The sequence below is a fragment of the Streptomyces sp. NPDC048337 genome, assembly GCF_043201175.1.
Lineage (GTDB): Bacteria > Actinomycetota > Actinomycetes > Streptomycetales > Streptomycetaceae > Streptomyces.
Genome location: NZ_JBICYR010000014.1, coordinates 196,497 through 217,715, shown reverse-complemented (window position 1 = coordinate 217,715; position 21,219 = coordinate 196,497). Strand labels below are relative to the sequence as shown.

The following is a 21,219-nucleotide window of genomic DNA, read 5'->3' as shown; positions in this document are numbered from 1 at the left end:
GATGTTCGGCGCCCTTTCCGGGTCGGCTCTGTCGGACCTGCCATCGCGCCGAATTCATCTCGTTTTAGTCCCGGCCGACACCCCACCCCGTCCCCGACCCCGGCCGTACCGCCTGACCCCGGCCGTACCGCCTGACCCCGGCAGCACCGTCCAGCCCACCCGGCACCTACCCAGCCCCGGCCGGCAACTTCAGCCTCGCCGTCGATTGAGGCGCGGGGTACGGGGCAGAGCCCCAGCCCCTCCGGCGATTGAGGCGCGGGGTACGGGGCGGAGCACCGGGTCTAGCCTGCGGCGGCGATGGGGCCCGGGGTGGGGCGTTCCGCGGAGCGGCGGCGCATGCGGGCCAGGACCACCCGCCGCTCGGCGGCGGTGAGCCCGCCCCAGACCCCGTACGGCTCGGGCTGGAGCAGCGCGTGCTCCCGGCAGGCGACCATCACCGGGCAGCGGGCGCAGACCCGCTTGGCGGCCTCCTCCCGGGAGAGCCGCGCAGCGGTCGGCTCCTTGGAGGGGGCGAAGAAGAGCCCCGCCTCGTCGCGGCGGCAGACCGCCTCCGCGTGCCACGGGCCGTCCTCTTCCCGCGCCGGCACCCGCGGCTTCGGCACGGCGGCCGGACGCCCCTGAAGAGTCTGTATGGCGGCAACCTGCAGGGACTGATGCGGCGGATGCGGCACGGTCTACTCCTGACGACGGATACGCGAGCGAGAGACGATGCACCTGTCCCTACCCGCTGTGCGCGCCCCTATGCACTGTGTGCCACCGACCCGCAAGGGTTCGTCCGAAACGTGCCCCTCCGGTCACGCCCCGGGCGGCGCCCACCGGGGGTCCCGGCCCAGGAAGGCCAGCAGGGCGTCCGCGTCGCCGCTCGCCGCGCCGGCCGCCGGCGCGAGCGCGGGGCCGTACGCGAAGCCGCGCAGGGGTTCGACGAGGGCGTCTGCGGCCGGGCGCAGGGCCGCGGCCAGGGCGTCCGTCAGCGGGGACGGCTGGCCGGTGGCCAGGGCGAGGTCCCAGGCGTGCACCGCCGCGTCGAGCGCGGCCGCGCCGACCGCCGTCTCGGCGGACACGGCGAACGGGGGCAGCGGGACGGCGACCTCCGCGGTCCCGGGCGCGACCCCGGCGAAGGCCTCGACCGCGGCCGCGAGCGCCGGCTCCAGCAGCTGCGCCGGGGGCCCCACCAGCGTGCCGGAGGGCGCGAAGGGGTCCTCGGAAGGACCGGGGCCGTCGGTGAGGCGGGCGGCGTAGGCGAGCTGGTCGCCGGCCGCGTGCTGGAACACCTGGGTGACGTTCCACTGCTCGCACGGCGTCGGGCGGTCCCAGGCATCCGCGGGTACGCCGATGACGGCGATGCGCAGGGCTTCGTGTGCGTGGTCGAGCAGGTCCCACTTGGATGCGGTCATGGGCCGGATCCTAGAAGTACTTCGGCCAAATACCGTCGGAGCAGGGCCGATTGGCGCGGGCGTCAGCCGTCCAGGCGCTTGCGCAGCTTGAGCGCCAGGTCGACCAGGCGGGCGCCGAACCTGGGCCGGGCCTCGATGTTGCCGAGCAGGGCGAAGCCGCGGACGATCACCACCGGGGCCTGCGGATCGGTCTCGCCCCGGCCCTCGCCGCGCACCTCGAAGTTGCCGAGGACGCCGCTGCCGTAGCCCCGCAGGGTGACGTTCTCCGGGACCAGGACCTCGACGTTCCCGAGGACGCAGGTCACGTTGATCTCGGTGACCTGCTGCTCGAAGACCGCCTCGGTGAGGTCGATGGTGATGTCGCCCATGACCGAGACCGCGCGGGTGTGCGCGCCGGGGCGCCAGCGGCCCTTGCGGGCGGAGCTGCTGCACACGGCGACGACGTTCTCGACGGGCCCGCCGGGGCCGGGAGTCGCGTACGCGGGTGAGGCATGGACGCCGCCGGGCGCGGGCAGGTCCCGTACGAGGACTTCCAGCTCGCCCACCGTCTTGAGGGCGTAGAGCGAGTCCAGGCGCTCGGAGTGCTCCTCGGCGGTCAGCCGGCCCTCCGCGAGGGCGTCGGCCAGGATCTGCGCGATCCGGTCCCGGTCGGCGTCGGAGGCGCGCAGCTGCGCGGCGGCGGCAGGGGCGGCGGGGTGCTTTTCCAGGTCCACGGGACCCAGCATAGCGAGACACGATAGATCGCGATACTCCTGAGTGGAGCGGAGCGCGCCCCGAGTGAGCCTTACCTCACAACCACGGCCGCGTCGAGAGGTTCTACGCTGGATGACCGCGCTGCCAATTGGTCGCCAGTGCTGTCTGCCGAGTGAGGAATGACTGCCGTCATGCCAGAGTTTGCGTACACCGACCTGCTGCCCCTGGGCGAGGACACCACCCCCTACCGGCTGGTGACCGCCGAGGGCGTGTCCACCTTCGAGGCGGACGGCCGTACGTTCCTCAAGGTCGAGCCCGAGGCGCTGCGCAAGCTGGCCGAAGAGGCCATCCACGACATCCAGCACTTCCTGCGCCCCGCGCACCTCGCGCAGCTGCGCCGCATCATCGACGACCCCGAGGCCTCCTCGAACGACAAGTTCGTCGCCCTCGACCTCCTGAAGAACGCGAACATCGCGGCGGCCGGCGTCCTGCCGATGTGCCAGGACACGGGCACGGCGATCGTTATGGGCAAGCGTGGCCAGAACGTCCTGACGGAGGGCGCCGACGAGGCGGCCCTCTCGCGCGGCATCTACGACGCGTACACGCGCCTGAACCTGCGCTACTCCCAGATGGCCCCGATCACCATGTGGGAGGAGAAGAACACCGGCTCGAACCTGCCCGCGCAGATCGAGCTGTACGCGACCGACGGCGGCGCGTACAAGTTCCTCTTCATGGCCAAGGGCGGCGGCTCCGCCAACAAGTCCTTCCTCTACCAGGAGACCAAGGCGGTCCTCAACGAGGCCTCCATGATGAAGTTCCTGGAGGAGAAGATCCGCTCGCTCGGTACGGCGGCCTGCCCGCCCTACCACCTGGCGATCGTGGTCGGCGGCACCTCGGCCGAGCACGCGCTGAAGACCGCCAAGTACGCCTCGGCGCACTACCTGGACGAGCTCCCCACCGAGGGCTCCGCCCTGGGCCACGGCTTCCGCGACCTCGACCTGGAGCAGCAGGTCTTCGAGCTGACCCAGAAGATCGGCATCGGCGCGCAGTTCGGCGGCAAGTACTTCTGCCACGACGTCCGCGTGGTCCGCCTCCCCCGCCACGGCGCCTCCCTCCCGGTCGCGATCGCCGTGTCCTGCTCGGCGGACCGCCAGGCGGTCGCGAAGATCACCGCCGAGGGCGTCTTCCTGGAGCAGCTGGAGACGGACCCGGCACGCTTCCTGCCGGACACGACGGACGCGCACCTGGACGAGTCGGCGGACGTGGTCAAGATCGACCTGACCCAGCCGATGGACGACATCCTCGCCACCCTCACCCGGCACCCGGTGAAGACCCGCCTGTCCCTGACCGGCCCGCTGGTCGTGGCGCGCGACATCGCGCACGCCAAGATCAAGGAACTGCTGGACTCGGGCGCGGAGATGCCCCAGTACCTGAAGGACCACCCGGTCTACTACGCCGGCCCCGCGAAGACCCCCGAGGGCTACGCCTCCGGCTCCTTCGGCCCGACCACGGCCGGCCGCATGGACTCGTACGTGGAGCAGTTCCAGGCGGCGGGCGGCTCCAAGGTCATGCTGGCCAAGGGCAACCGCTCGCAGCAGGTCACCGACGCGTGCGGCACGCACGGCGGCTTCTACCTGGGCTCGATCGGCGGCCCGGCGGCGCGGCTGGCCCAGGACTGCATCAAGAAGGTCGAGGTCCTGGAGTACGAGGAGCTCGGCATGGAGGCGGTCTGGAAGATCGAGGTCGAGGACTTCCCGGCCTTCATCGTGGTCGACGACAAGGGCAACGACTTCTTCACCTCGCGTGAACCCGAGCAGCCGACGTTCACCAGCATCCCGGTGCGCGGTCCCGGCCTGGCATAACGCGGCACTCCCCCGCCCCCAGAGAGCCCCTGGCGACCAACCGCCGGGGGCTCTTGCCGTGCCACCTCTCCCCGCCCCCAGGGGCCGCCTTGGGCCGCGCGAGCGCCAACGTAGATCGTCTACCCGACAACGCGAATATTGGCGATGCCGCATAGACGCCCGCGAGCAACCCTCGTAGCGTCGTTCCGGCGGCCCCAACCGGGGCCAGGACAAGGGGGTTTCAGCATGGCACGCGAGGAACTGACCCGGCTCACCGGCAACGGCAACGGCACTTGTGGCAAGGACGACTGCCCGAACGTCTACCGCACGGCCAGCGGCTCGTTCGTAGTCCAGGGCGACGTGTCCAACTTCTTCCAGCCGCCGCAGGGGGAAGGGCTTGTGGAGATCCCGGAAAGCGTGCTGCGGGAGGCCGTTCGTGCTCTTGGATGGTGAAGCCTGGCAGGCAAAATTCCGAGACTTCCAGCAGGAAGCCTGGAGGCTTGAGACGCTCCCCCAGTACCTCATGCCGCAAGAAGCAGAAGAGTTCGCGGCATTCAAAGCCGGGGCCCGTGTCGACCCCGGGAGCGTCTCAAACGAGTACACCGACCGCCTAGCGCGACAGGTGGCCGAAGGGCGCTCACAGGGGCGTGTGCACATCGTGACCCGCCCACTCTCGGATTACCTGCGATTCGAGTTCTCTCAGTACTACGCCCCGCACGCCCTGGCAGGTGAGCAGATCCGAATTCTCGACGTAACCGACCGAGAGAATCCCCTTCGAGGGCTTCAGGACTTCTGGTTGTTCGACCGCGCCGAGGTCGTGTTGATGAACTACTACGCAGATGGGCGACAGATCAGCCGCGAGGTATTCGAAGGGGACGTGTCCCCGTTCGTCGAGTACCAGCGAATCGCGGTCAGCGAGTCGGTGCCCTTCGAGGAGTACGTGAAGGGCCTTGACGCTTGAGCCTGACCGGCTAGGCCAGTCCAGGTCAGACCTAGCCGAAGCTATGCGTATGCTGCGGAAGCGAGCCGGGAAGACACAGACCTGGCTCGCCCGCCACTGCAACATGTCGCAAACAAAGATCAGCAACATCGAGAGTGGAAAGCTCACACCTGCAATTGTCGATGTGGAGCTGATCCTAGAAGCACTCGAAGCCGGCGGACCGATAGCAGAACAACTGCTGTCGCTGGCCCGCACGGCAAACACCGAGTGGCAAGACCACTGGTCTTCGCGTCGCCGAGGGCTCGACAAAAAACAGAACGAGTTGGCGCGACTCGAAGCAGCGTCGACGGAGTTCCGATTCTTTCTGCTCTCCATGATTACCGGCTTGCTAGCCACGCCCGAGTACGTACGCGCAAGCATCGCCGATGTCTCCGGCGATCAATCCAAGATTGTGGCGAAGAAGCTCGAACGCCAAAGCATCCTGCGGGACTCGTCAAAGTCCTTTACGTTCCTACTCACGGAACAGGCCGTTAAGTGGCCACTCCTCCCACCCCTCGGCATGGCAATGCAACTAGACTGGCTAGCTTCCATCTCGCGCATTCCGAACGTACGACTAGGCGTGATTCCGTTGGATGGGCACATTCCCGAGCGGCCCTTGAATACCTTCACGGTCTATGACCGACGGCTAGCCACAGTGGAAACCGGCACTGGCGCACTCATTCTGCGCGACCATCGAGACGTGGAAGCGTATCGAGAGGACTTCGAAAGGTACGCGGCATACGCCGTGTTCGGGGACGACCTGCGGCGACTGCTGTCCGACTGGTCAACGCTCTTTACCCGACAACGCGAATAAGTCTCGGCTCGCTGCGCTGCCCACGGGATCATTGGTTGTCGATTCCCGGAGTGGCGAGGGGTGCGCAATGGTAACCAGGGCGGACACGTTCGAGTACGCGACGTACACGGAGAAGCGCGAGACGTGTCCGTCGTGCAGCACGCCTATCCCCCTTGACCAGCTCGCCCGGCGGGGAATGCTCGGCCAGAAGGACGGCCCGCCGAAAGTCGCCTACTGGCACACCCGGTGCGTGAACGCGGACGGGACGCGCCGATGACGCGCTCAGTCATCCGGCACACAGAACACCGGATCATCAGAGACCCCGAAACGGCCCCCAATGTGGCTGCAAGTTGCCTGCATCCGGGATGCGGTTGGGCTGCCACGCCCGGCCCCGATGTGGCCGAGGTCGACAGGCAGTGCATGACGCACACGGGCCTGAACGCCGGTCACGGTCGTTTTCTGCGGGGGTTCTGGGACATCGCCCTTGTTCATCGAGTCGAAGTGGTGACCGAGGCGTGAGCGATGTGAGGGCAAGCGAAGAACCCCGTTCCTGCTGCATCTTCGACCCGGCCCAACAGGAAGCGCTGCGGGCGGGATTCGCCCGCATCGTGGCAGCGAGGGAAGCGCAGGAATGGAAGACGGCGCTAAGAGAGGCCATTCCCGCCCTCTTAGGCGGCTTAGAATTAGGGCGGAATAGAAGTGGCTCTCAGGACAGCGACATATGCGCCATGCGTTGAACTTCGGCCGTTTTCGTGTACTGGATTCGACGTCGAACCTTGCGCGCGAGTGCGCGGCAGTCATCTGAGCAGCGCCGAGGAGGTCGACCAGGGCCAAAGGCTGTGGTGAACTCACGCTCGCATGTCCAACATCGCAAAGTGACAGTGCTAGTCATCTTGTGTCTCCTTCGAGGAATGACGGGGCGCATATTTCGGCATGCGAAACGGTCCGGTTCCACGCGCATTGAAGGAACCCGGAAACCGGGCCGCCACTGCTCGACACCGCCCCGCGCGTGCCTTACCCGCCCTCGATCCCGAAGGGCATCGAAGCTCTTTCTTGCACTAGCTATAGACCCCGTTACGCGCCCCGGAATCACACACGTAACCCGACGCTAATCAACAATCCGAGCAGTCGGGCAGGCAGTAGTGCACCCGAACGGACGAATAGCGGAAGACAGGATCCTCGACCTGGTCCAGTCTGGACGCGTGACTACTCATACGCTGCTGGGAAGACTAAAGCGTCTGCTGCCCGTAGGGATGGTCCTCTGGTCGCTATTCATGACAGGGTTGGGAGCCCTTGTAGGTGCTCTCACTGCGGCCTCTCTTTGGCCACAGGACAAATGGCCTCGCAACGTACAGCCTCACGTCTTCGTGCCGCAGTCTCAAAGGGAGCCGGACAACTGGGTTTCTCCCTACACAGTCAGTTCGATCGAGGCTGTTCCGGCCAACATCAAAGAACATAGCTGCTCAGCTGAACTATCTGCATGGCTGACGTCGAAGCAAAGCGTCCCGACTACGAACTACTTAGGGTTTGTGCTCACAACCGAACGGACAGATTCTGTTGCTGTGATTAGTGTCCGCACTCACATGCGTAAAGTCAGTACGGCACCACAGATGAGTACAGCGGTATCTAGCTGCCCACCGGGGGGACTGGGCGAGTATGAGCGGCGCACCCTGGACGTCACACTCGGCCCCCAATCGTCCAAGACGAAGATCTTCCAAGAAGACGGGAAAGAGCTAAAGAGCCCGAGTGTGAATCTAACGAAAGGGGAAGCAGCCGAGTTCGACTTGCAAGTTTCGGTCGAGGGCTCACCGGGCACGGTTTACGAGTGGACCGCCGATCTCGAAATCCTAAAAGGCGGCAAGCATGAGTATCTACCGATTCCAGGAGGTCCCCGCCGCGTAGCGGGTAGTTTGCCTAAGAGTGCCCCGAAAGCCGTGGTGTATTTCAACCCGTAGCGGCCTTTCGAGTCAGAATTCCCACGAACTCAGGCCAACCCCCGCGCACTCCAGCCGAGGGAAGGCGGCGGGTGCAGAAGGAGTCAGCCTCAGACTTTGGAAGACCCCCGGGGGCTGATGAAGGCATCCGTGCGGCCTTACACGGCCGCTAGAGGACTTGGGAGAGTGGTAGAGAGGAGTTGATTGGAAGCCGAGCCCTTGCAGCCTCTGCGGGCCGCCTAGGCCATTCCTCGGTCGGCTGAGCTCCCCCGCCAAGGGGGTGCACCCTTTTGGAAAGCATCAGTAGTGCCTACCTTTGCGCCGGTCGTTCTCCCGTCGCGTGTTGCAGGAACGGCAGAGAACACGGATGTTCTCGGGCGTATTCGTACCGCCCTCGGCCAACGGCTGTATGTGATCTCCCGTGAGATCGCTGCTGCTGCAACAGAAGGAACACCACGGCTGAAGGCGAATGGCTTCGGCCCTGGCCTTCACCCACTGATAGTCATACCTGCCCGCTACGCGGGTGTTCTTACTCGGATACCTTCTCTGCCCGCTGGCCGGGCAGAGAGGACACCGCTCCCCGAGCGGGTGCAATTTCTTGTGACGGGCGCACATGCTGTAAGGCATGGGCACCCCCTTTCTGTATTGGTGGAGGCAGCCTTGGCGGCTGCCGCACAGAGATGGGTGAGCGAGCGAACCCAATCCCTCGGCCCTGGCCGGCCGAGGCTGATGGCTCGGCAGAAGGCGCCCTTTCGAGGGGCGCCACTTGCTACTAGAAACAGAAAGGGCACCCCGCCGAGGGTGCCCCCGCTATTGGCTACTCGTTGAACAGCCCTGGCTCGACCGCCAGGGCGTTGTTTGTTGCTGGTGTCCTGGCCTCCCGTTGTTCGGCCAGGGGAGTGACTAAAGAGATAGAGAGGGCGTGAACGTTCTCGCAGGTCAGAGAAGAATCGGTAACCCTGTGCGGGTGACCGGGTAACCCTCGGCAGGTTATGCAGCGGTACGCAGCGAGTGCACTCGGCAGGATGCCGCACCAAGGCCGCTCTTCTGGAAGTGGTACCCAGGCAGCACCAGGCAGCGCGCCCCCGAGTCCGGGGCCAGCAGGCCGAGGCCCTTCGCGGCCGTCACGCCCTTCTGTACGGCCTGCTTGGTCAGTGGGGCGCCCTCGGCACCCAGGACGGACGCTAGGGCGCCCTCGGCGAACTCAGCGTGTCCCAGACGGTTTCCCCAGCCGAGGGCAGCGAAGTACACACGGAACGCCAGCGGACGTATCCGGGGGTCTCGGGCTTTCGCCCGGCAGTCGAGCTGAGAGACCGCCCCCCACGGGGCGCCGGGTCCAAAGCCAATCAATCAGGGTCCTTGGGTCTCTGGACGCGTTGGCGTCCTAGCGGGTTCAGCAATAGCTGAGTTGTACCCCGGGCGGGGTGGCGGTTTCCAGGAGTGGGCATGAAGAGGCCCCCGCTGCGTTTGCACGCAACGGGGGCCGGGGGTTAGCGCTTGCTAGCTTCGCTTGTACGCCTTCCGCGCCGGAAGGATGAACTCAGCTTCGGGAGCGACCCATTCGTATCCGTCGGGGATATGAAGGCCGGTTTCCTCGGCGATCTCAGCCACTTCAGGCACCCGGACGAGCACACGGCGAGAGCCGTCCTCCGTACTTCCAACAGTCACGGCGATCCTGTGCCGTTGCAGGAATACGCGCTTCTGCTCGTCGTCCTTGGCGGCCCACTCCTCCGAGTACGTGCGCCCCGTCGCCTTCCAGGCCGGAGCATCCTCGGCAGCCTTGATTTCTTCCCTCAGCCGCTCGACCTTGGACGACTGGAATCCGTGCTGGCCCCAGTACCGCTCAACCTGGACATCCGACTTCAGGCGTCCAGCAAGGTAGTCAGCTTCCAGTCGATCGAGAATCGCCTCGGCCTCGGCAAGCTCCACCTTGGCCTGACTGATCGAATTTCCGGCCCTCTCCATAACGGGTAGCGGCCCGAGCGTCACGTTTATGAACGACCCGACAGCAGTATCGAGGTCGTCTCGGCGGATGCGGTTGGGGCTGGGGCAGGTACCGGTGTTGACGTTGTTGCAACCGTAGTAGTGGTGGACAGTTCCGTTCGCCTTCACCTTCTTATTGGAAGACATCCGAGAACCACAGCTCTGGCAAGCAGCCACACCGCCGAGCATCGAACGCGAAGGAGTAGCCCGCCGAACAGGGCGGTCACTCTTCAGGGCGGCCACAAACTCTGACCAATCGGCGAAATCCATCAAGGGACTATCGGTGATCCGAACGCTCTCGCCGTTCTCGTCTACAACGTTCTCACCCTTGTGCGTATAGATCCCTGCCACCGTAGGATTCATGACGATGGCGCGAATGGCGTTCGCCGTCCACGCAACACCCCTCGGTTCCTCGCTCTTCACGATTCGGAGGTGATCCCGCCAGGTAGGGACGCCACGCTTATTGAGATCAACGGCAATTTTGTAGGAGGACCAGTCACCCTTCAAGCGTTCCACTATTTCGCGAAACAGCTCCGCATAACCGGGATCTTGGACGAGCTTCTTTCCTCCACCTTCCTGCCGCTCAAAGTGGTAACCGTACGGCTCAACGCCGCCAATCCAAACACCCTTGGCTTTTCGAGCAGCCGAACCGGAGAGGGCACGGGCGCGAATGGTGTCCAGCTCGCCCTCGGCGAAGGCTGCGATGATTTGAGCGAACATCTTCCCCATAGGGGTGCTCATGTCGATGCCCTCGGTCACGGAAACGATGGATTTACCGTGCTGCTGGCACCACTCGAAGATTTCCGCGAAGTGGCCAGCCTTCCGGCTGAGCCGGTCCAGCTTCCACACAGCCAAGACGTCCCACTCGTCGGCCCGCTCTGCGAACCAGGGGCCGAGGCTCGGGCGCTTGAACGGGTGCATGGCCCCAGAGACGTCCAGGTCTTCAGCCCAACCGACTATCCGGCCGCCTACGGCAGGCCCGGCCGCCCAGTGCTCGACGGCGTGCCGCTGCTTCTCGGGGCTGGTGGTGTCGTCCTTCAGGATGGACAGGCGAATGTTCCCGAGGACCCTCGGATGCGTGATCACGGACGGATGCTACGGGAGTTCCCGTGAGCAGAACAAGCCGAACGACTTCTTCCAGAACCCGGCCCCGGAGCCGACGTTCACCCACATCCCGGTACGCGGCCCGGGCCTGTAGCGCCTGCCCATGGGGCCCTCCGCCCACCGGAGGGCCCTTGCCGGTCCGCGTGCGAGGGACCGCTACAGGTAGGTGACCTGCCGGATGTACACGCACTCGCTCCCGGGGATGATCAGGTAGACGAACATGCCGTCGTCAAGGTTCATGACGGCACCCTTCGGACCCATCTCGCGGTAAGCGGTGCCGTCGAGGTAGAGCGCGGCCGCTGCTCGACCGAGCTCGTCTGCGGCTTTCTCCACTCCAGCTACGAATGCCGGCGGGGCACCTCCGGTCACGTACTCCTCGTCGGGGTCGTACTCCCACCGCCAGGTCACACGCCCACCGCTCGCTCGGCCTCGGCCTCGATCGCGGCCAGTTCGTCCATGGCGGGGCGGAAGGCCGGATCATCCTTGTCGGTGGTGCGGTGAAGAGCGGTCAGGGCGTCATTGCGACGTGTGAAGAGGTCCGGACGCCGTTCGATCTCCACCTCTCGCATCCACCAGTCGAGCCAGTGTGTGAGGTGCCCGACCTTCCCGCTGCGGATGGCGGCGGCCAGCGCGTTCTCCTTGTGCTGCTCCAGCTCCGCGAGGCGGTGCGGGGCCATGCGGGCGACGGCGACACGTACCGCCTCGGGCGTGCGCTCGGGGCGCGGGATCAGCTCCGCGCCGTGGTCCGGCTGAGTGGTCACGGTGTCTTCCAAGGGGCGCCCCGGTCAACGTATCCATTCCTCACTGGGAGAGGTTCCTCAGCAGCCGCGCCTCGACCGGGGTGGCCTCGATGCCGTGCTCCCGCGCCTCGATCAGCTCCGGGAGCGTGAGGCCGTACAGCTCCCGGACGGCCTTCAACCGCAGGCCGCCCGGGCCGCCCACGGGGAGGCGGACGGTGCCTTCCTCCGCGACGATCCGCTCGCGGACCCAGGGCGGCGGCGGGCCCCAGCCCCCGCCACAGGCCTCGATGCCGGTCGCGGCGCAGTACTCGTTCTCGTCCCAGCGCAGCCGGCCGTTCACGACGCGCTGCCCTGCCTCGTAGCGGCAGGACGGACAGGGCCCGCAGTGTGTCGTCCCGAGTTCGACCATCCGTGAATGATGCGGTAACCGCCTGGACACCGCCTCCGGATAACGTCTGGGCATGACCCACACGCCGTTCCCCTCCGCCCGCGACATCCGCGTGGTCGCCCACCGTGGGGCCTCCCACGAGCACCCCGAGCACACCATGGCCGCATACCGCCAGGCCATCGCCGACGGTGCCGACGCGCTCGAGTGCGACGTGCGGCTCACCGCCGACCGGAAGCTGGTGTGCGTGCACGACCGGCGGGTGGAGCGGACCTCCGACGGGCGCGGGGTCGTCTCCGAGATGACGTACGCGGAGCTCGCCGCGCTCGACTTCGGGCGGTGGAAGGGCGAGGAGCACCGCGGGGCGCGGGTGCTGCTGTTCGAGGACCTGCTCAAGGAGGCGCTGGCCGCGCCCCGGCCGGTCGGGCTCGCTGTGGAGACCAAGCACCCGACGCGGGCGGGCGGGCGGCTGGAGGTCGAGCTGGCGCGGATGCTGCGCCGGTACGGGCTGGCCGACGGGGCGAGCGGGCTCGTCGAGGTGATGAGTTTTTCGCGCAACGCGCTGACGCGGATGCACCGCCTCGCGCCGGGGCTGCCGACCGTGTTCCTGATCGAGCGCTGGCTCCGGCCGGTGCGGCCGCCGTTCGCGACGCATGCGGGGCCGGGGATCGAGCTCGTACGGAGGGATCCGGGGCTGGTGGGCCGGCTCAAGGCCAAGGGGCTGGCCGTGCGGGTGTGGACCGTGGACGAGCCAGAGGACGTGGAGCTGTGCGTGCGGCTCGGCGTGGACACGCTCATCACCAACCGGCCGCGGGACGTGCGCAAGCTGCTGGACGACATGTGACACCCGGGCCCCGGGAAGTACCTCGGGTCACCGTACGTCATTGACTGATTCGCGCCCGTGACACAGGGCCCGTGAAGCCCGAACGTATGCCGTGGCGTGCAGAGCGGGGGGATTCGCCCACGGGCATGCCGTTGGCCGACGACGGAACAGGCGCTCACCGGCGCCGTGGCGCGGGCGAGGGTGACCGGGGCATGGCTACAGGCACGGATACACAGCACGAGGGAGGACGTCCGGCCGGCGGCGACGAGGGCGGGCGGGGCTACCTCGTCCTCGGGCCTCTGGAGGTGCGCCGCGCGGGCGCGGTGTGCACCCCGAGCCAGCCCAAGCGCCGCGCCCTGCTCGCGATCCTGCTGCTGCAGGCCAACCGGCTGGCCTCCGCGGACATGCTGATCGAGGAGTTGTGGGACGGGCATCCGCCCAGATCCGCCCAGGCGACCCTGCAGATGTACGTGTCCGGGCTGCGCCGGACGCTGGACCCGGGACACGGCAGCGCGGGTGGCGACCCGCGCCGCCACCCGGTCCTGCGCACGGACGGCTCCGGCTACGTACTGCACGTGGCACCGGGCGAGTTGGACCTGGACCGCTCCCGCGCCGGGGCCGCGCTCGGCCGCAGCCGGCTGGCCGCGGGCGACTGCGGCGCGGCGAGCGAGGCCTTCTCCGCGGCACTCGCGATGTGGCGCGGCCGGCCGCTGGCCGACCTGGGGCCCGCGCGCCTGCCGGCGTACTACGCGGTCAGGCTGGAGGAGGAACGCCTCGCGCTGGTCCACGACCGGATCGGCGCCGACATCTGCGCGGGCCGGTCCCAGGAGGTGATCGGCGAGCTGGCCGAGCTGTGCGCCCGCCATCCGCTCAGGGAGGCGTTCCACGAGCAGCTGATGCTGGCCCTGGCCGCCACCGGGCGGCGGGCCGAGGCCCTCGACGCGTACGCCCGCGTCCGGCGCGTCGTCGTCGAGGACGTCGGGATCGAGCCCGGGCCCGGTCTGCAGGCCGTACAGAAGGCCCTGCTGGGCGGGTTGCGCCCGACCGGCCAGGAGCACGGCCGATGTCGCCGGACACTGCTCCTCCAGCCGGCCGGATGCTGAGCCCCCGGCCGCCCCTCAGCCCAGGCGCCAGTCAAGGCGGCGCCGGTAGTAGACCAGCGGTTCGCCGTCGGCCACGGTGCAGCCGTCGACCTCGCCCACCAGCACCACGTGGTCCCCGTGCGGGAGCACCGCGGCGGCCCGGCACTTGAGGTACACCGGGACTCCCGCAATCCTGGGCGTGCCGTCGTCCCAGTCCCACACCAGGTCCGCGAACTTGTCCTCCGCCCGCCCCGCGAACACCTTCGCCAGGGCCTCGTCCGCGGAGCCCAGCAGGTGCACTCCGAACGGCGTGCCCACCCGCGCGCCCATGGCCCGGTACGTACGCGAACCGCGTGCGAGGGCCAGCATGACGGACGGCGGAGCCACGCTGTACGAGCTGAAGGAGGACACCAGCAGTCCGCACGGGCTTCCGTCGGCCCTCCGCGCGCAGACCACCGCCACCCCGGACACCAGGCGGGCCATCGCCTCGGTGAACCGCACCGCCGGGTCGGCCGCACCCGGCCCCGGCCCCCGGCTCTCCCTGCCCGACTCCCGCTGCCGCACGCCCATCCGCCGCGCTCCGCCTCAGACGTGGCTGCGCCGGGCCGCGCTGCGACAGGTGTCCCGGCGCTCGCTCGCCTCGGGATCGCCGGTGGCGGCGTACACGGCGTCGAAGTCCGCGGCGGCCTCGGCGAACCGGCCGGCCGCCTCGTGGACCACGGCCCGGTTGAACCGGAACTCGGCCCGGTCGGCCAGCTCGATCGCCCGGTCGAAATCGGCCACGGCGGTCTCCGGATCGCCCTCCACGTAGGCCAGTTCACCCTTGACGGCCCAGGCCTCGGCCAGCCCGGGATCACTGGCCAGTGCCGATGCGAGGGACTCGGCCGCCTCCTTCGCCCGGCCCGCCTCCGCGAGCAGACGCCCCCGCAGGCAGAGCAGGTGGGCGTGGTCGGGGGCGAGGACCAGCCCGGCGGCCACGTCGGCCAGCGCCGCCTCGGGCTCGCCGAGGTCGGCGAGCAGGCCGGCCCGGGCGAGCAACGCCTCCTGGTTGTCCGGGTCGAGCTCCAGGGTGCGGGTGAAGTCCGCCAGGGCGCCCTCGGTGTCGCCGAGTTCGAGCCGGGCGTCGCCCCGGTTGTAGTACGCCTCGGGGAAGGGGGGCTCCAGGGAGAGGGCCCGCTCGTAGTCGGCGATGGCCTCCTCCAGGCGGCCCAGTTTGCGCAGGATGTTGCCCCGGTTGAAGTAGTGGTCCGCGAAGTCGTCGTCCGCGTCCATGATCCCGCCGTAGTCCTCCAGGGCCGCTTCCAGCCGGCCCGCCATGCTGTTGACCTGGGCCCGGTTGTAGCGCAGGCCGACCCGGTGCCAGGTACGCTCCCCGAGGCCGAGTTCCCGGTCGAGGCGCTCGATGCCCTGGTCCAGCAGGCGCAGCGCCTCGTCGGGGCGTCCGTCGCGGACCTCCACGAGGGCCAGTCCGTTGCGGTTGAAGACCGAGTAGAAGGCCCGCTCCTTGGGGTCGGGCAGCAGGTCCGCGATGGCGATGGCCGTGTTGACCCAGGCACGGGCCCGGCGCGGGTCGCGCCGCTCCTCGGGGTAGTGGCGCGCGTGCAGCATGCCGATCTCGTAGGCGAGCTTCATGTGGTGTGTGGGGCTCAGGGTGGCCATCCGCGCCTCCTCCTGGAGTACGGCGGACTCGTCGGGGCGGCCCGCCGCCGCGAGGCACACACAGGACTCCCGGATGAAGATCCACCACAGGTCGGGGCGCTCGGCCGGGTCCACCAGCCCGCGTCCCTCGTCGCCCAGTTCGGCGGCGAGGTGGTAGAAGCCCAGGTACTTGCAGCGCAGCATGGCCGTGCGCAGGGCCTCGACACCGGCGCCGTCGGGGTCGCTGCCGCGCACCAGGTGGTACGGGAGCGCGCCCAGCCGCAGCGAGGGCTCGCGCTCTTCGGCGCGCTCGGCGAGCTCGGCGGCCCGCGCGTCGTGCAGTGCGGTGCGCTCGGCTTCGGGCAGGGCCTCGTACGCGGCGATCACCGCGGGGTCGTCGTCGGAGCAGTCCCCGTCCACGTACCGGCGGGCCGCCTCCGGGCCCGCCTCGCCGCCGGCCGGGGCCGCGGGGCCGTCGGCGGCGGTCCTGGTCGTGTACGCGGCGAGCGCGTCCGGGAGCGAGACGGAGGGGAAGCCGGGCGGATCGAGCAGCTCCGCGGTCCCCGTGCACAGCACGAGGGTGAGCAGTTCGGGCGGTATCCGGCGCAGGGCGGCCGCCAGGAACTCCTGGTCGGTGACGTCGGCGTGCTGCACGTTGTCCACGACGAGGGTGCGCGGGCCCTGCGCCGCGTCGGTGAGGGCCGCGAGCAGGAAGTCCACGATGCCGTGCGCGACGCGCAGGGAGTGCAGGCGGGCCGGGTACCGGCTGACCTCGCCGACCGTCGACTGCTCCTCGAGGTGGTGCGTGATCGGCGGCACCAGGGGGGCCAGCTCGGGCGTGCTCTCCTGGAGTTCGATGTAGTGGCGGCCCGCGAGTTCGGGCCGTCGCGCCAGCGCCGCGGGGGCCACGAGCCGCAGCAGCGTCCCGGCCGCGGTGTACGGGCCGCGCAGGCGCCGGTGCGCGTCGACGGACGCCAGCAGCGGCGGCAGGGTGAGGCCGGCCAGCCGCTTTGCGCGCTCGGGGCGGTGGGGCGCGGAGATCCAGTGGTGCCCGCTCATGGGCCCGCCTTTCTGCAGAGGCCCGCCGGGGGTGGTCCCGTCAGGCGATGACGTGGTGGAGCCGGGCCCGCCGGCTGCGCAACCGCTCCCTGGCGGCGAGCCCGAGGGCGATGGCGATCTGGCCGAAGGTGAGGACGAGGAAGACGGCCGCGTCGATCAGTTGGACCCAGGTCGAGCCGTGGCCGGCGCCGAAGCGGTCCAGCGAGGCCGAGATCATGTCCAGGAAGACGGGGCCGACGCCCCACACGAAGGTGCTCAGGCTGACGAGGTAGCCGATGGGGAGCAGCCAGGAGTACCAGCGGGCCGCCCGCCGGTCCACGGGATGCCACTGGGACTCGTCGGTGAGCCGGTCCGTGCGCCCCAGCAGCCGGTTGACCCGGTTGGCCAGCACGCGTACGGCCGTGGTGTGCAGGTCGACGCAGCCGAGCACGGTGGTGATCAGGACGTAGATGTCGGTCCGCAGGTAGAGGAAGAACTGCCAGAGCACCCGGATGAAGGTGGTGAAGGCCACCGCCATGCAGACGCGGGCGGTCAGCCCGCCCGCGAGCCCGGCCACGATGACGGCGAGGCTGATCATGACGACGTCGGCGACCATCCCGGCGAGGATCGGCAGGTAGCGCTTGCGGCGCTCCACCCCGGCCAGGCCGTCCAGCGAGGTCTCGACGACGAGGAAGTAGAACCGGTAAGACATCCTCGTGCGCGAGCGGATGCCCAGGCGGCGGCCGGCCAGCGCGTGGAAGATCTCGTGGATGGCGATGAGCGGCACGGCCACCACGAGCAGGACGACGCTGATCACCGCGTAGTAGTGGCTGAAGACGAGGTCGCCGGGGGTCGGGAGGAGATCGGGGGTGCGCACCACCGAGATCACCGCCCAGGCGACGATCAGCCCGTAGCCGGTCCAAGCGGCCGGGGAGAAGGCCGCCCGGCCGAGCCGCTGCCAGCGCACGGGCTCGGCGACCGCCTCCGGCTCGCCCTCGGCGCGCACGAATCCGAGCTCGTTCAGGGCGTCGACCACGTCCCCGACGTCGGCACACTCCCCGTACATCGCTTCGTACCAGTCGGCGGCCTGCGCGGGGGTGGCGCCCTCTTGCAGGCGGCGTACGAGTTCGGCGCCGTCGGGCGGGAAGATCGCGTAGGAATCGGTGTCGCGGCGTCCGATGGTGACCTCGTCGCCGTCTTCCAGGAAGACCAGCGGATGCAGCGCCAGCGGGGTGTCGTCAGAGCTGAGGTGACCTGGCTCCGCCATGGCGGGTGCTCCGTCTCTCGTCGGGGCCGGGCCCGGACCGGTGAGGGCGTCCCCAGAGTGCCTGGGGACGCCCCTGCTCGAAACGCGCCCGGGATCTGGTCAGGCGGGGTTCGGGTACTGCTGGCACGCGGAAGAGGTCAGGCGGACCGGACCGGCCTTGCGGATCTGGATCTTCTTCATCTCGAAGCACCTCCTTCGGAGGGTGGGTGGGGTTGGACGCCTTCCATGCTGCTGAACCTCTCCAGAACTTCCCCAAAGCCTCGCCAAAACCTTTACAGAACAGGGCAGTTGCCGCTGGCACCTGCGACCGGGCCCGGACATGGGAACACCCGGCCGGGTTCACTCCGGCCGGGTGTGGGGGGTGTCAGTGGGCGGTGGTCAGACGAAGCGCTGGTTCGCCGAGCCGTTGCAGGGCTGGAGGCGGACCGGGTCGTGGGCGGTGGCGACCGTCAGGCACATGCCCGGGGCGGCCGCGGGGCGGATGGTGGCGCCGTCGCGGACGAACTGCTGGTTCGCGCCGCCGTGGCAGTTCCAGATGATCAGGCCGGTGCCCGCGCCGTAGTTGGCGCCGGGGGCGTCGAGGCAGCGGTCGTGGGTGAGCTCGACGTGGACCGACTTGCGGGCCGCGTCGTACCACCAGCCCTGGTTGCGGCCGCCGTGGCAGTCCCAGCCCAGGACGGCCGTCTCGTTGGCGCTGGAGCCGCCCTTGGCGTCGAGGCAGTTCCCGGTCGCCTCGTTCTTGAGGGGGGCGTAGAGGGAATCCCAGGCTCCGGCCTGGAGGACCGGGGTGCCCGTGCTCGCGGGGTCGGCGCAGGAGGCCTCGCGCAGGCCCGAGTTGTAGAGCTGGGTCAGGCAGGACGCGAACGCGCCGTGGCCCCGGTAGTTGGGGTGGAAGGACTGGCGGGCGGTGTTCTCGTCCCACGGGAAGTGGTCCCCGAGGTCCAGGTAGAGGCCCCGGGCCCAGGTGTCCTCCATGCAGACCTCGTGGCCGTGGAAGAGCCGGGAGTTGTCGAGGTAGACCGCGCCGGAGGCGAGGGCCGCGGCCCGCATGCCCTTCTCGAAGGTGGGCACCGCGTAGTTGCGGCCCCAGGTGGCGTCGGAGTCGTAGCCCGCGCAGCCGCCGGGCAGCTTGCCGGGGAAGCCGGGGTTGTCGTAGAAGTCGGGGCCGATGGGGCTGGGGTAGCCCATCACGACCAGCTTGTAGTCGGAGTCGGCGTAGCCGGCGTCCCGCATGACCGTCTTGAGGTCCGCGACCGTCGCCTCGACCTTCGGCTTGAGGCCGTCGACGCGCGCCTGCCAGCCGGGCCCGTACTTGGGCTCGCAGGTGCCCTGGCTGAGCACCCAGCGGGTCACGCAGTCGGTCATGACCGGGCCGAACTGCAGGTCGTCGTTGGCCCCGGCGACCAGCAGCACCATCTTGATCCTGGTGTTGCGGGCCTTGATGGCGAGGTTGTCGCTCTGCACCAGCTCGTCGGCGTACTGCTTGCTGCCGCCGATCCTGATGTTGCCGGTGTAGCCGCCGGAACAGGAGACGTTGAAGGTGAGGTCGGCGGGGATGCCGGTGCGGTGGATCGCCGCGTCGGGCGACCGGTGGCACTGGTTGGACGAGGTGTTGGTCGCGGGGTCGTAGTTGCCGACGCCCTCGCCCGATATCTCGCTGTCGCCGAGCGAGATCAGGCCGGTCTTGCGCTCGTTCAGCGGGCGGATCGCGGAGTCGCCGTAGATCTTGGTGGCCTCCGCGGCGCGGATCGCCTCCAGCTCCGGCGAGAGCGGCGTCACCGCCCCGGCGGTGGTGGCCGCGGGGGTCGCGGCCTGGGCCATGGGGGTGATGGCGGTGACGCCCCCGAGGGCGGCCGCGATCGCCGCGACGGCGGCGAAGGTAGATCTGAGCCTGGGTTTCGTACGAGCACGTGCCATGAACGCCTCCCCGGATGTCGGTGTTACCCCCGGTATTTACTGGCCGGTAGGGGAGTTGGGAACACTTCGAACAAGACAATTGCTCAACTTTCAGAGGAGGCCACAAAAATGACCGATGATCAGCAGGCCGAGGCGTTCCGGATCGAGCACGACTCCATGGGCGACGTACGGGTTCCCGCCCACGCCAAGTGGCGCGCCCAGACCCAGCGCGCGGTGGAGAACTTCCCCGTCTCCGGACAGCGGTTGGAGCGCGCCCACATCGAGGCGCTCGCCCGGATCAAGGCCGCGGCGGCCGTGGTGAACGCCAAGCTGGGGGTGGTGGACGAGGACGTGGCGGAGGCGATCCGGTCCGCCGCGGCCGAGGTCGCGGAGGGCCGCTGGGACGAGCACTTCCCGGTGGACGTGTTCCAGACCGGCTCCGGCACCTCGTCCAACATGAACACCAACGAGGTGATCGCCACCCTGGCCACCGAACGCCTCGGCCGGGAGGTCCACCCCAACGACCACGTCAACGCCTCGCAGAGCTCGAACGACGTCTTCCCGTCCTCGATCCACATCGCCGCCACCGCCGCCGTCACCCACGAGCTGATCCCCGCCCTGCGGCACCTCGCGACGGCACTGACCCACAAGTCCGGCGAGTTCGCCGACGTGGTCAAGGCCGGGCGGACGCACCTGATGGACGCCACCCCGGTCACGCTGGGCCAGGAGTTCGGCGGGTACGCGGCCCAGGTCCACTACGGCATCGAGCGGCTGCGCTCGGCCTTGCCCCGGCTGGCCGAACTGCCGCTGGGCGGCACCGCGGTCGGCACCGGGATCAACACCCCGCCCGGATTCTCCGCCGCCGTGATCGCCGAGGTGGCCGCGGCGACCGGGCTGCCGCTGACCGAGGCCCGCGACCACTTCGAGGCCCAGGGGGCGCGGGACGCGCTGGTGGAGACCTCGGGCATGCTCCGTACGATCGCCGTCTCGCTCACCAAGATCTCCAACGACCTGCGCTGGATGGCCTCCGGACCGCGCACGGGATTGGCCGAAATCAATCTCCCGGATCTCCAGCCGGGCTCCTCGATCATGCCCGGGAAGGTCAATCCGGTCGTGCCCGAGGCCGTGCTGATGGTCGCCGCCCAGGTGATGGGGAACGACGCGACGGTCGCCGTCGCGGGCGCCGCCGGCAATTTCGAGCTCAATGTGATGCTCCCGGTGATGGCCAGGAACCTCCTCGAATCCATCCGGCTGCTCGGCAACGCCAGCCGCCTGCTGGCCGACCGCACCATCGCCGGGATCACCGCCAACACGGCCCGGGCCAGGGAGTACGCCGAGTCCTCGCCCTCCGTCGTGACCCCGCTCAACCGGTACATCGGCTACGAGGAGGCCGCCAAGGTCGCCAAGAAGTCCCTCGCCGAGCGGAAGACGATCAGGGAGGTGGTGCTGGAGTCCGGCTACGTCGAGCGCGGCGCCCTCACCCTGGAGCAGCTGGACGAGGCCCTGGACGTCCTGCGCATGACACACCCCTGACCGGGCCGCCGCGCACCCCTGGGCGGGGGCCGGATTCGGTCGTTTCCCGTCCCTTGACACCTCGGTGACCTGCACCGCAGCGGGCGTACGGGCCCC

General features: G+C 68.9%; 19 protein-coding genes. 7 read left to right on the top strand and 12 right to left on the bottom strand.

Annotated elements, in window-relative coordinates:
* Positions 1-281: 281 nt before the first annotated feature.
* The 3 genes from ACGFYU_RS23130 to ACGFYU_RS23120 form a co-directional block, all read right to left on the bottom strand.
* Complete coding sequence (locus ACGFYU_RS23130) at positions 282-671, bottom strand: WhiB family transcriptional regulator (protein WP_393829201.1); 390 nt, start codon at positions 669-671, stop codon at positions 282-284.
* A 123-nt stretch (positions 672-794) separates the two neighbouring features.
* Positions 795-1,394 carry a TIGR03086 family metal-binding protein gene (locus tag ACGFYU_RS23125; protein ID WP_393829200.1) on the bottom strand — a complete coding sequence of 200 codons (600 nt, stop codon included), beginning with the start codon at positions 1,392-1,394 and terminating at the stop codon, positions 795-797.
* Between the two features lie 62 nt (positions 1,395-1,456).
* Positions 1,457-2,107 (bottom strand): DUF1707 domain-containing protein, encoded by a 651-nt coding sequence (locus ACGFYU_RS23120; RefSeq protein ID WP_393829199.1) that lies wholly within the window; start codon positions 2,105-2,107, stop codon positions 1,457-1,459.
* 171 nt (positions 2,108-2,278) lie between these two features.
* Here ACGFYU_RS23120 and ACGFYU_RS23115 point away from each other — a divergent pair, with 171 nt between their 5' ends.
* The 4 genes from ACGFYU_RS23115 (at position 2,279) to ACGFYU_RS23100 (ending at position 5,721) form a co-directional block, all read left to right on the top strand.
* Positions 2,279-3,949, top strand: coding sequence for a fumarate hydratase (locus tag ACGFYU_RS23115; protein WP_393829198.1), 1,671 nt, complete (start codon positions 2,279-2,281; stop codon positions 3,947-3,949).
* Between the two features lie 225 nt (positions 3,950-4,174).
* Positions 4,175-4,381: a hypothetical protein gene (locus ACGFYU_RS23110; protein WP_381223770.1), complete on the top strand. Its 207-nt coding sequence runs from the start codon at positions 4,175-4,177 to the stop codon at positions 4,379-4,381.
* A complete protein-coding gene (locus ACGFYU_RS23105; protein ID WP_393818608.1) occupies positions 4,365-4,889 on the top strand; it encodes a DUF6879 family protein in 525 nt (174 codons plus the stop codon). The genes ACGFYU_RS23110 and ACGFYU_RS23105 overlap by 17 nt, the downstream gene beginning before the upstream one ends.
* The gene (locus ACGFYU_RS23100) at positions 4,879-5,721 is read left to right on the top strand and encodes a helix-turn-helix domain-containing protein (protein WP_393818607.1); all 843 of its coding nucleotides are present in this window, start codon (positions 4,879-4,881) and stop codon (positions 5,719-5,721) included. Before ACGFYU_RS23105 ends, ACGFYU_RS23100 begins: the two co-directional genes overlap by 11 nt.
* A 2,213-nt stretch (positions 5,722-7,934) precedes the next feature.
* Here ACGFYU_RS23100 and ACGFYU_RS23095 read toward each other — a convergent pair.
* From ACGFYU_RS23095 to ACGFYU_RS23075, 5 genes are all read right to left on the bottom strand, one after another.
* Positions 7,935-8,249 carry an HNH endonuclease gene (locus tag ACGFYU_RS23095; RefSeq protein ID WP_393818629.1) on the bottom strand — a complete coding sequence of 105 codons (315 nt, stop codon included), beginning with the start codon at positions 8,247-8,249 and terminating at the stop codon, positions 7,935-7,937.
* A gap of 885 nt (positions 8,250-9,134) precedes the next feature.
* Entirely contained in the window at positions 9,135-10,703 is a 1,569-nt protein-coding gene (locus ACGFYU_RS23090) for a recombinase family protein (RefSeq protein WP_393829197.1), read from the bottom strand.
* A gap of 174 nt (positions 10,704-10,877) precedes the next feature.
* Positions 10,878-11,129: a hypothetical protein gene (locus ACGFYU_RS23085; RefSeq protein ID WP_393829196.1), complete on the bottom strand. Its 252-nt coding sequence runs from the start codon at positions 11,127-11,129 to the stop codon at positions 10,878-10,880.
* On the bottom strand, positions 11,126-11,482 hold the full coding sequence (locus ACGFYU_RS23080; protein ID WP_393829195.1) for a hypothetical protein: 357 nt from the start codon (positions 11,480-11,482) through the stop codon (positions 11,126-11,128). The genes ACGFYU_RS23085 and ACGFYU_RS23080 overlap by 4 nt, the downstream gene beginning before the upstream one ends.
* Positions 11,483-11,522: 40 nt before the next feature.
* The gene (locus tag ACGFYU_RS23075; RefSeq protein WP_393829194.1) at positions 11,523-11,870 is read right to left on the bottom strand and encodes a hypothetical protein; all 348 of its coding nucleotides are present in this window, start codon (positions 11,868-11,870) and stop codon (positions 11,523-11,525) included.
* A 52-nt stretch (positions 11,871-11,922) separates the two neighbouring features.
* On the opposite strand from ACGFYU_RS23075, the gene ACGFYU_RS23070 reads away from it, so the two are divergent.
* Positions 11,923-12,690, top strand: a complete 768-nt coding sequence (locus tag ACGFYU_RS23070; RefSeq protein ID WP_393829193.1) for a glycerophosphodiester phosphodiesterase — start codon at positions 11,923-11,925, stop codon at positions 12,688-12,690.
* 191 nt (positions 12,691-12,881) lie between these two features.
* Positions 12,882-13,772, top strand: coding sequence for a BTAD domain-containing putative transcriptional regulator (locus tag ACGFYU_RS23065; RefSeq protein ID WP_393829192.1), 891 nt, complete (start codon positions 12,882-12,884; stop codon positions 13,770-13,772).
* A 15-nt stretch (positions 13,773-13,787) separates the two neighbouring features.
* Here the strand turns inward: ACGFYU_RS23065 and ACGFYU_RS23060 are convergent, their stop codons facing one another.
* The 4 genes from ACGFYU_RS23060 to ACGFYU_RS23045 form a co-directional block, all read right to left on the bottom strand.
* Positions 13,788-14,321, bottom strand: a complete 534-nt coding sequence (locus ACGFYU_RS23060; protein WP_393829191.1) for a flavin reductase family protein — start codon at positions 14,319-14,321, stop codon at positions 13,788-13,790.
* Positions 14,322-14,336: 15 nt separating this feature from the next.
* Complete coding sequence (locus ACGFYU_RS23055; RefSeq protein ID WP_393829190.1) at positions 14,337-16,448, bottom strand: tetratricopeptide repeat protein; 2,112 nt, start codon at positions 16,446-16,448, stop codon at positions 14,337-14,339.
* A 40-nt stretch (positions 16,449-16,488) separates the two neighbouring features.
* The gene (locus ACGFYU_RS23050) at positions 16,489-17,694 is read right to left on the bottom strand and encodes a hypothetical protein (RefSeq protein WP_393829189.1); all 1,206 of its coding nucleotides are present in this window, start codon (positions 17,692-17,694) and stop codon (positions 16,489-16,491) included.
* 378 nt (positions 17,695-18,072) lie between these two features.
* Complete coding sequence (locus tag ACGFYU_RS23045; protein ID WP_393829188.1) at positions 18,073-19,611, bottom strand: ricin-type beta-trefoil lectin domain protein; 1,539 nt, start codon at positions 19,609-19,611, stop codon at positions 18,073-18,075.
* Positions 19,612-19,719: 108 nt separating this feature from the next.
* Between ACGFYU_RS23045 and ACGFYU_RS23040 the strand changes: the two genes are divergently transcribed.
* Positions 19,720-21,123, top strand: a complete 1,404-nt coding sequence (locus ACGFYU_RS23040) for a class II fumarate hydratase (RefSeq protein ID WP_393829187.1) — start codon at positions 19,720-19,722, stop codon at positions 21,121-21,123.
* The last annotated feature ends 96 nt before the right edge of the window (positions 21,124-21,219 follow it).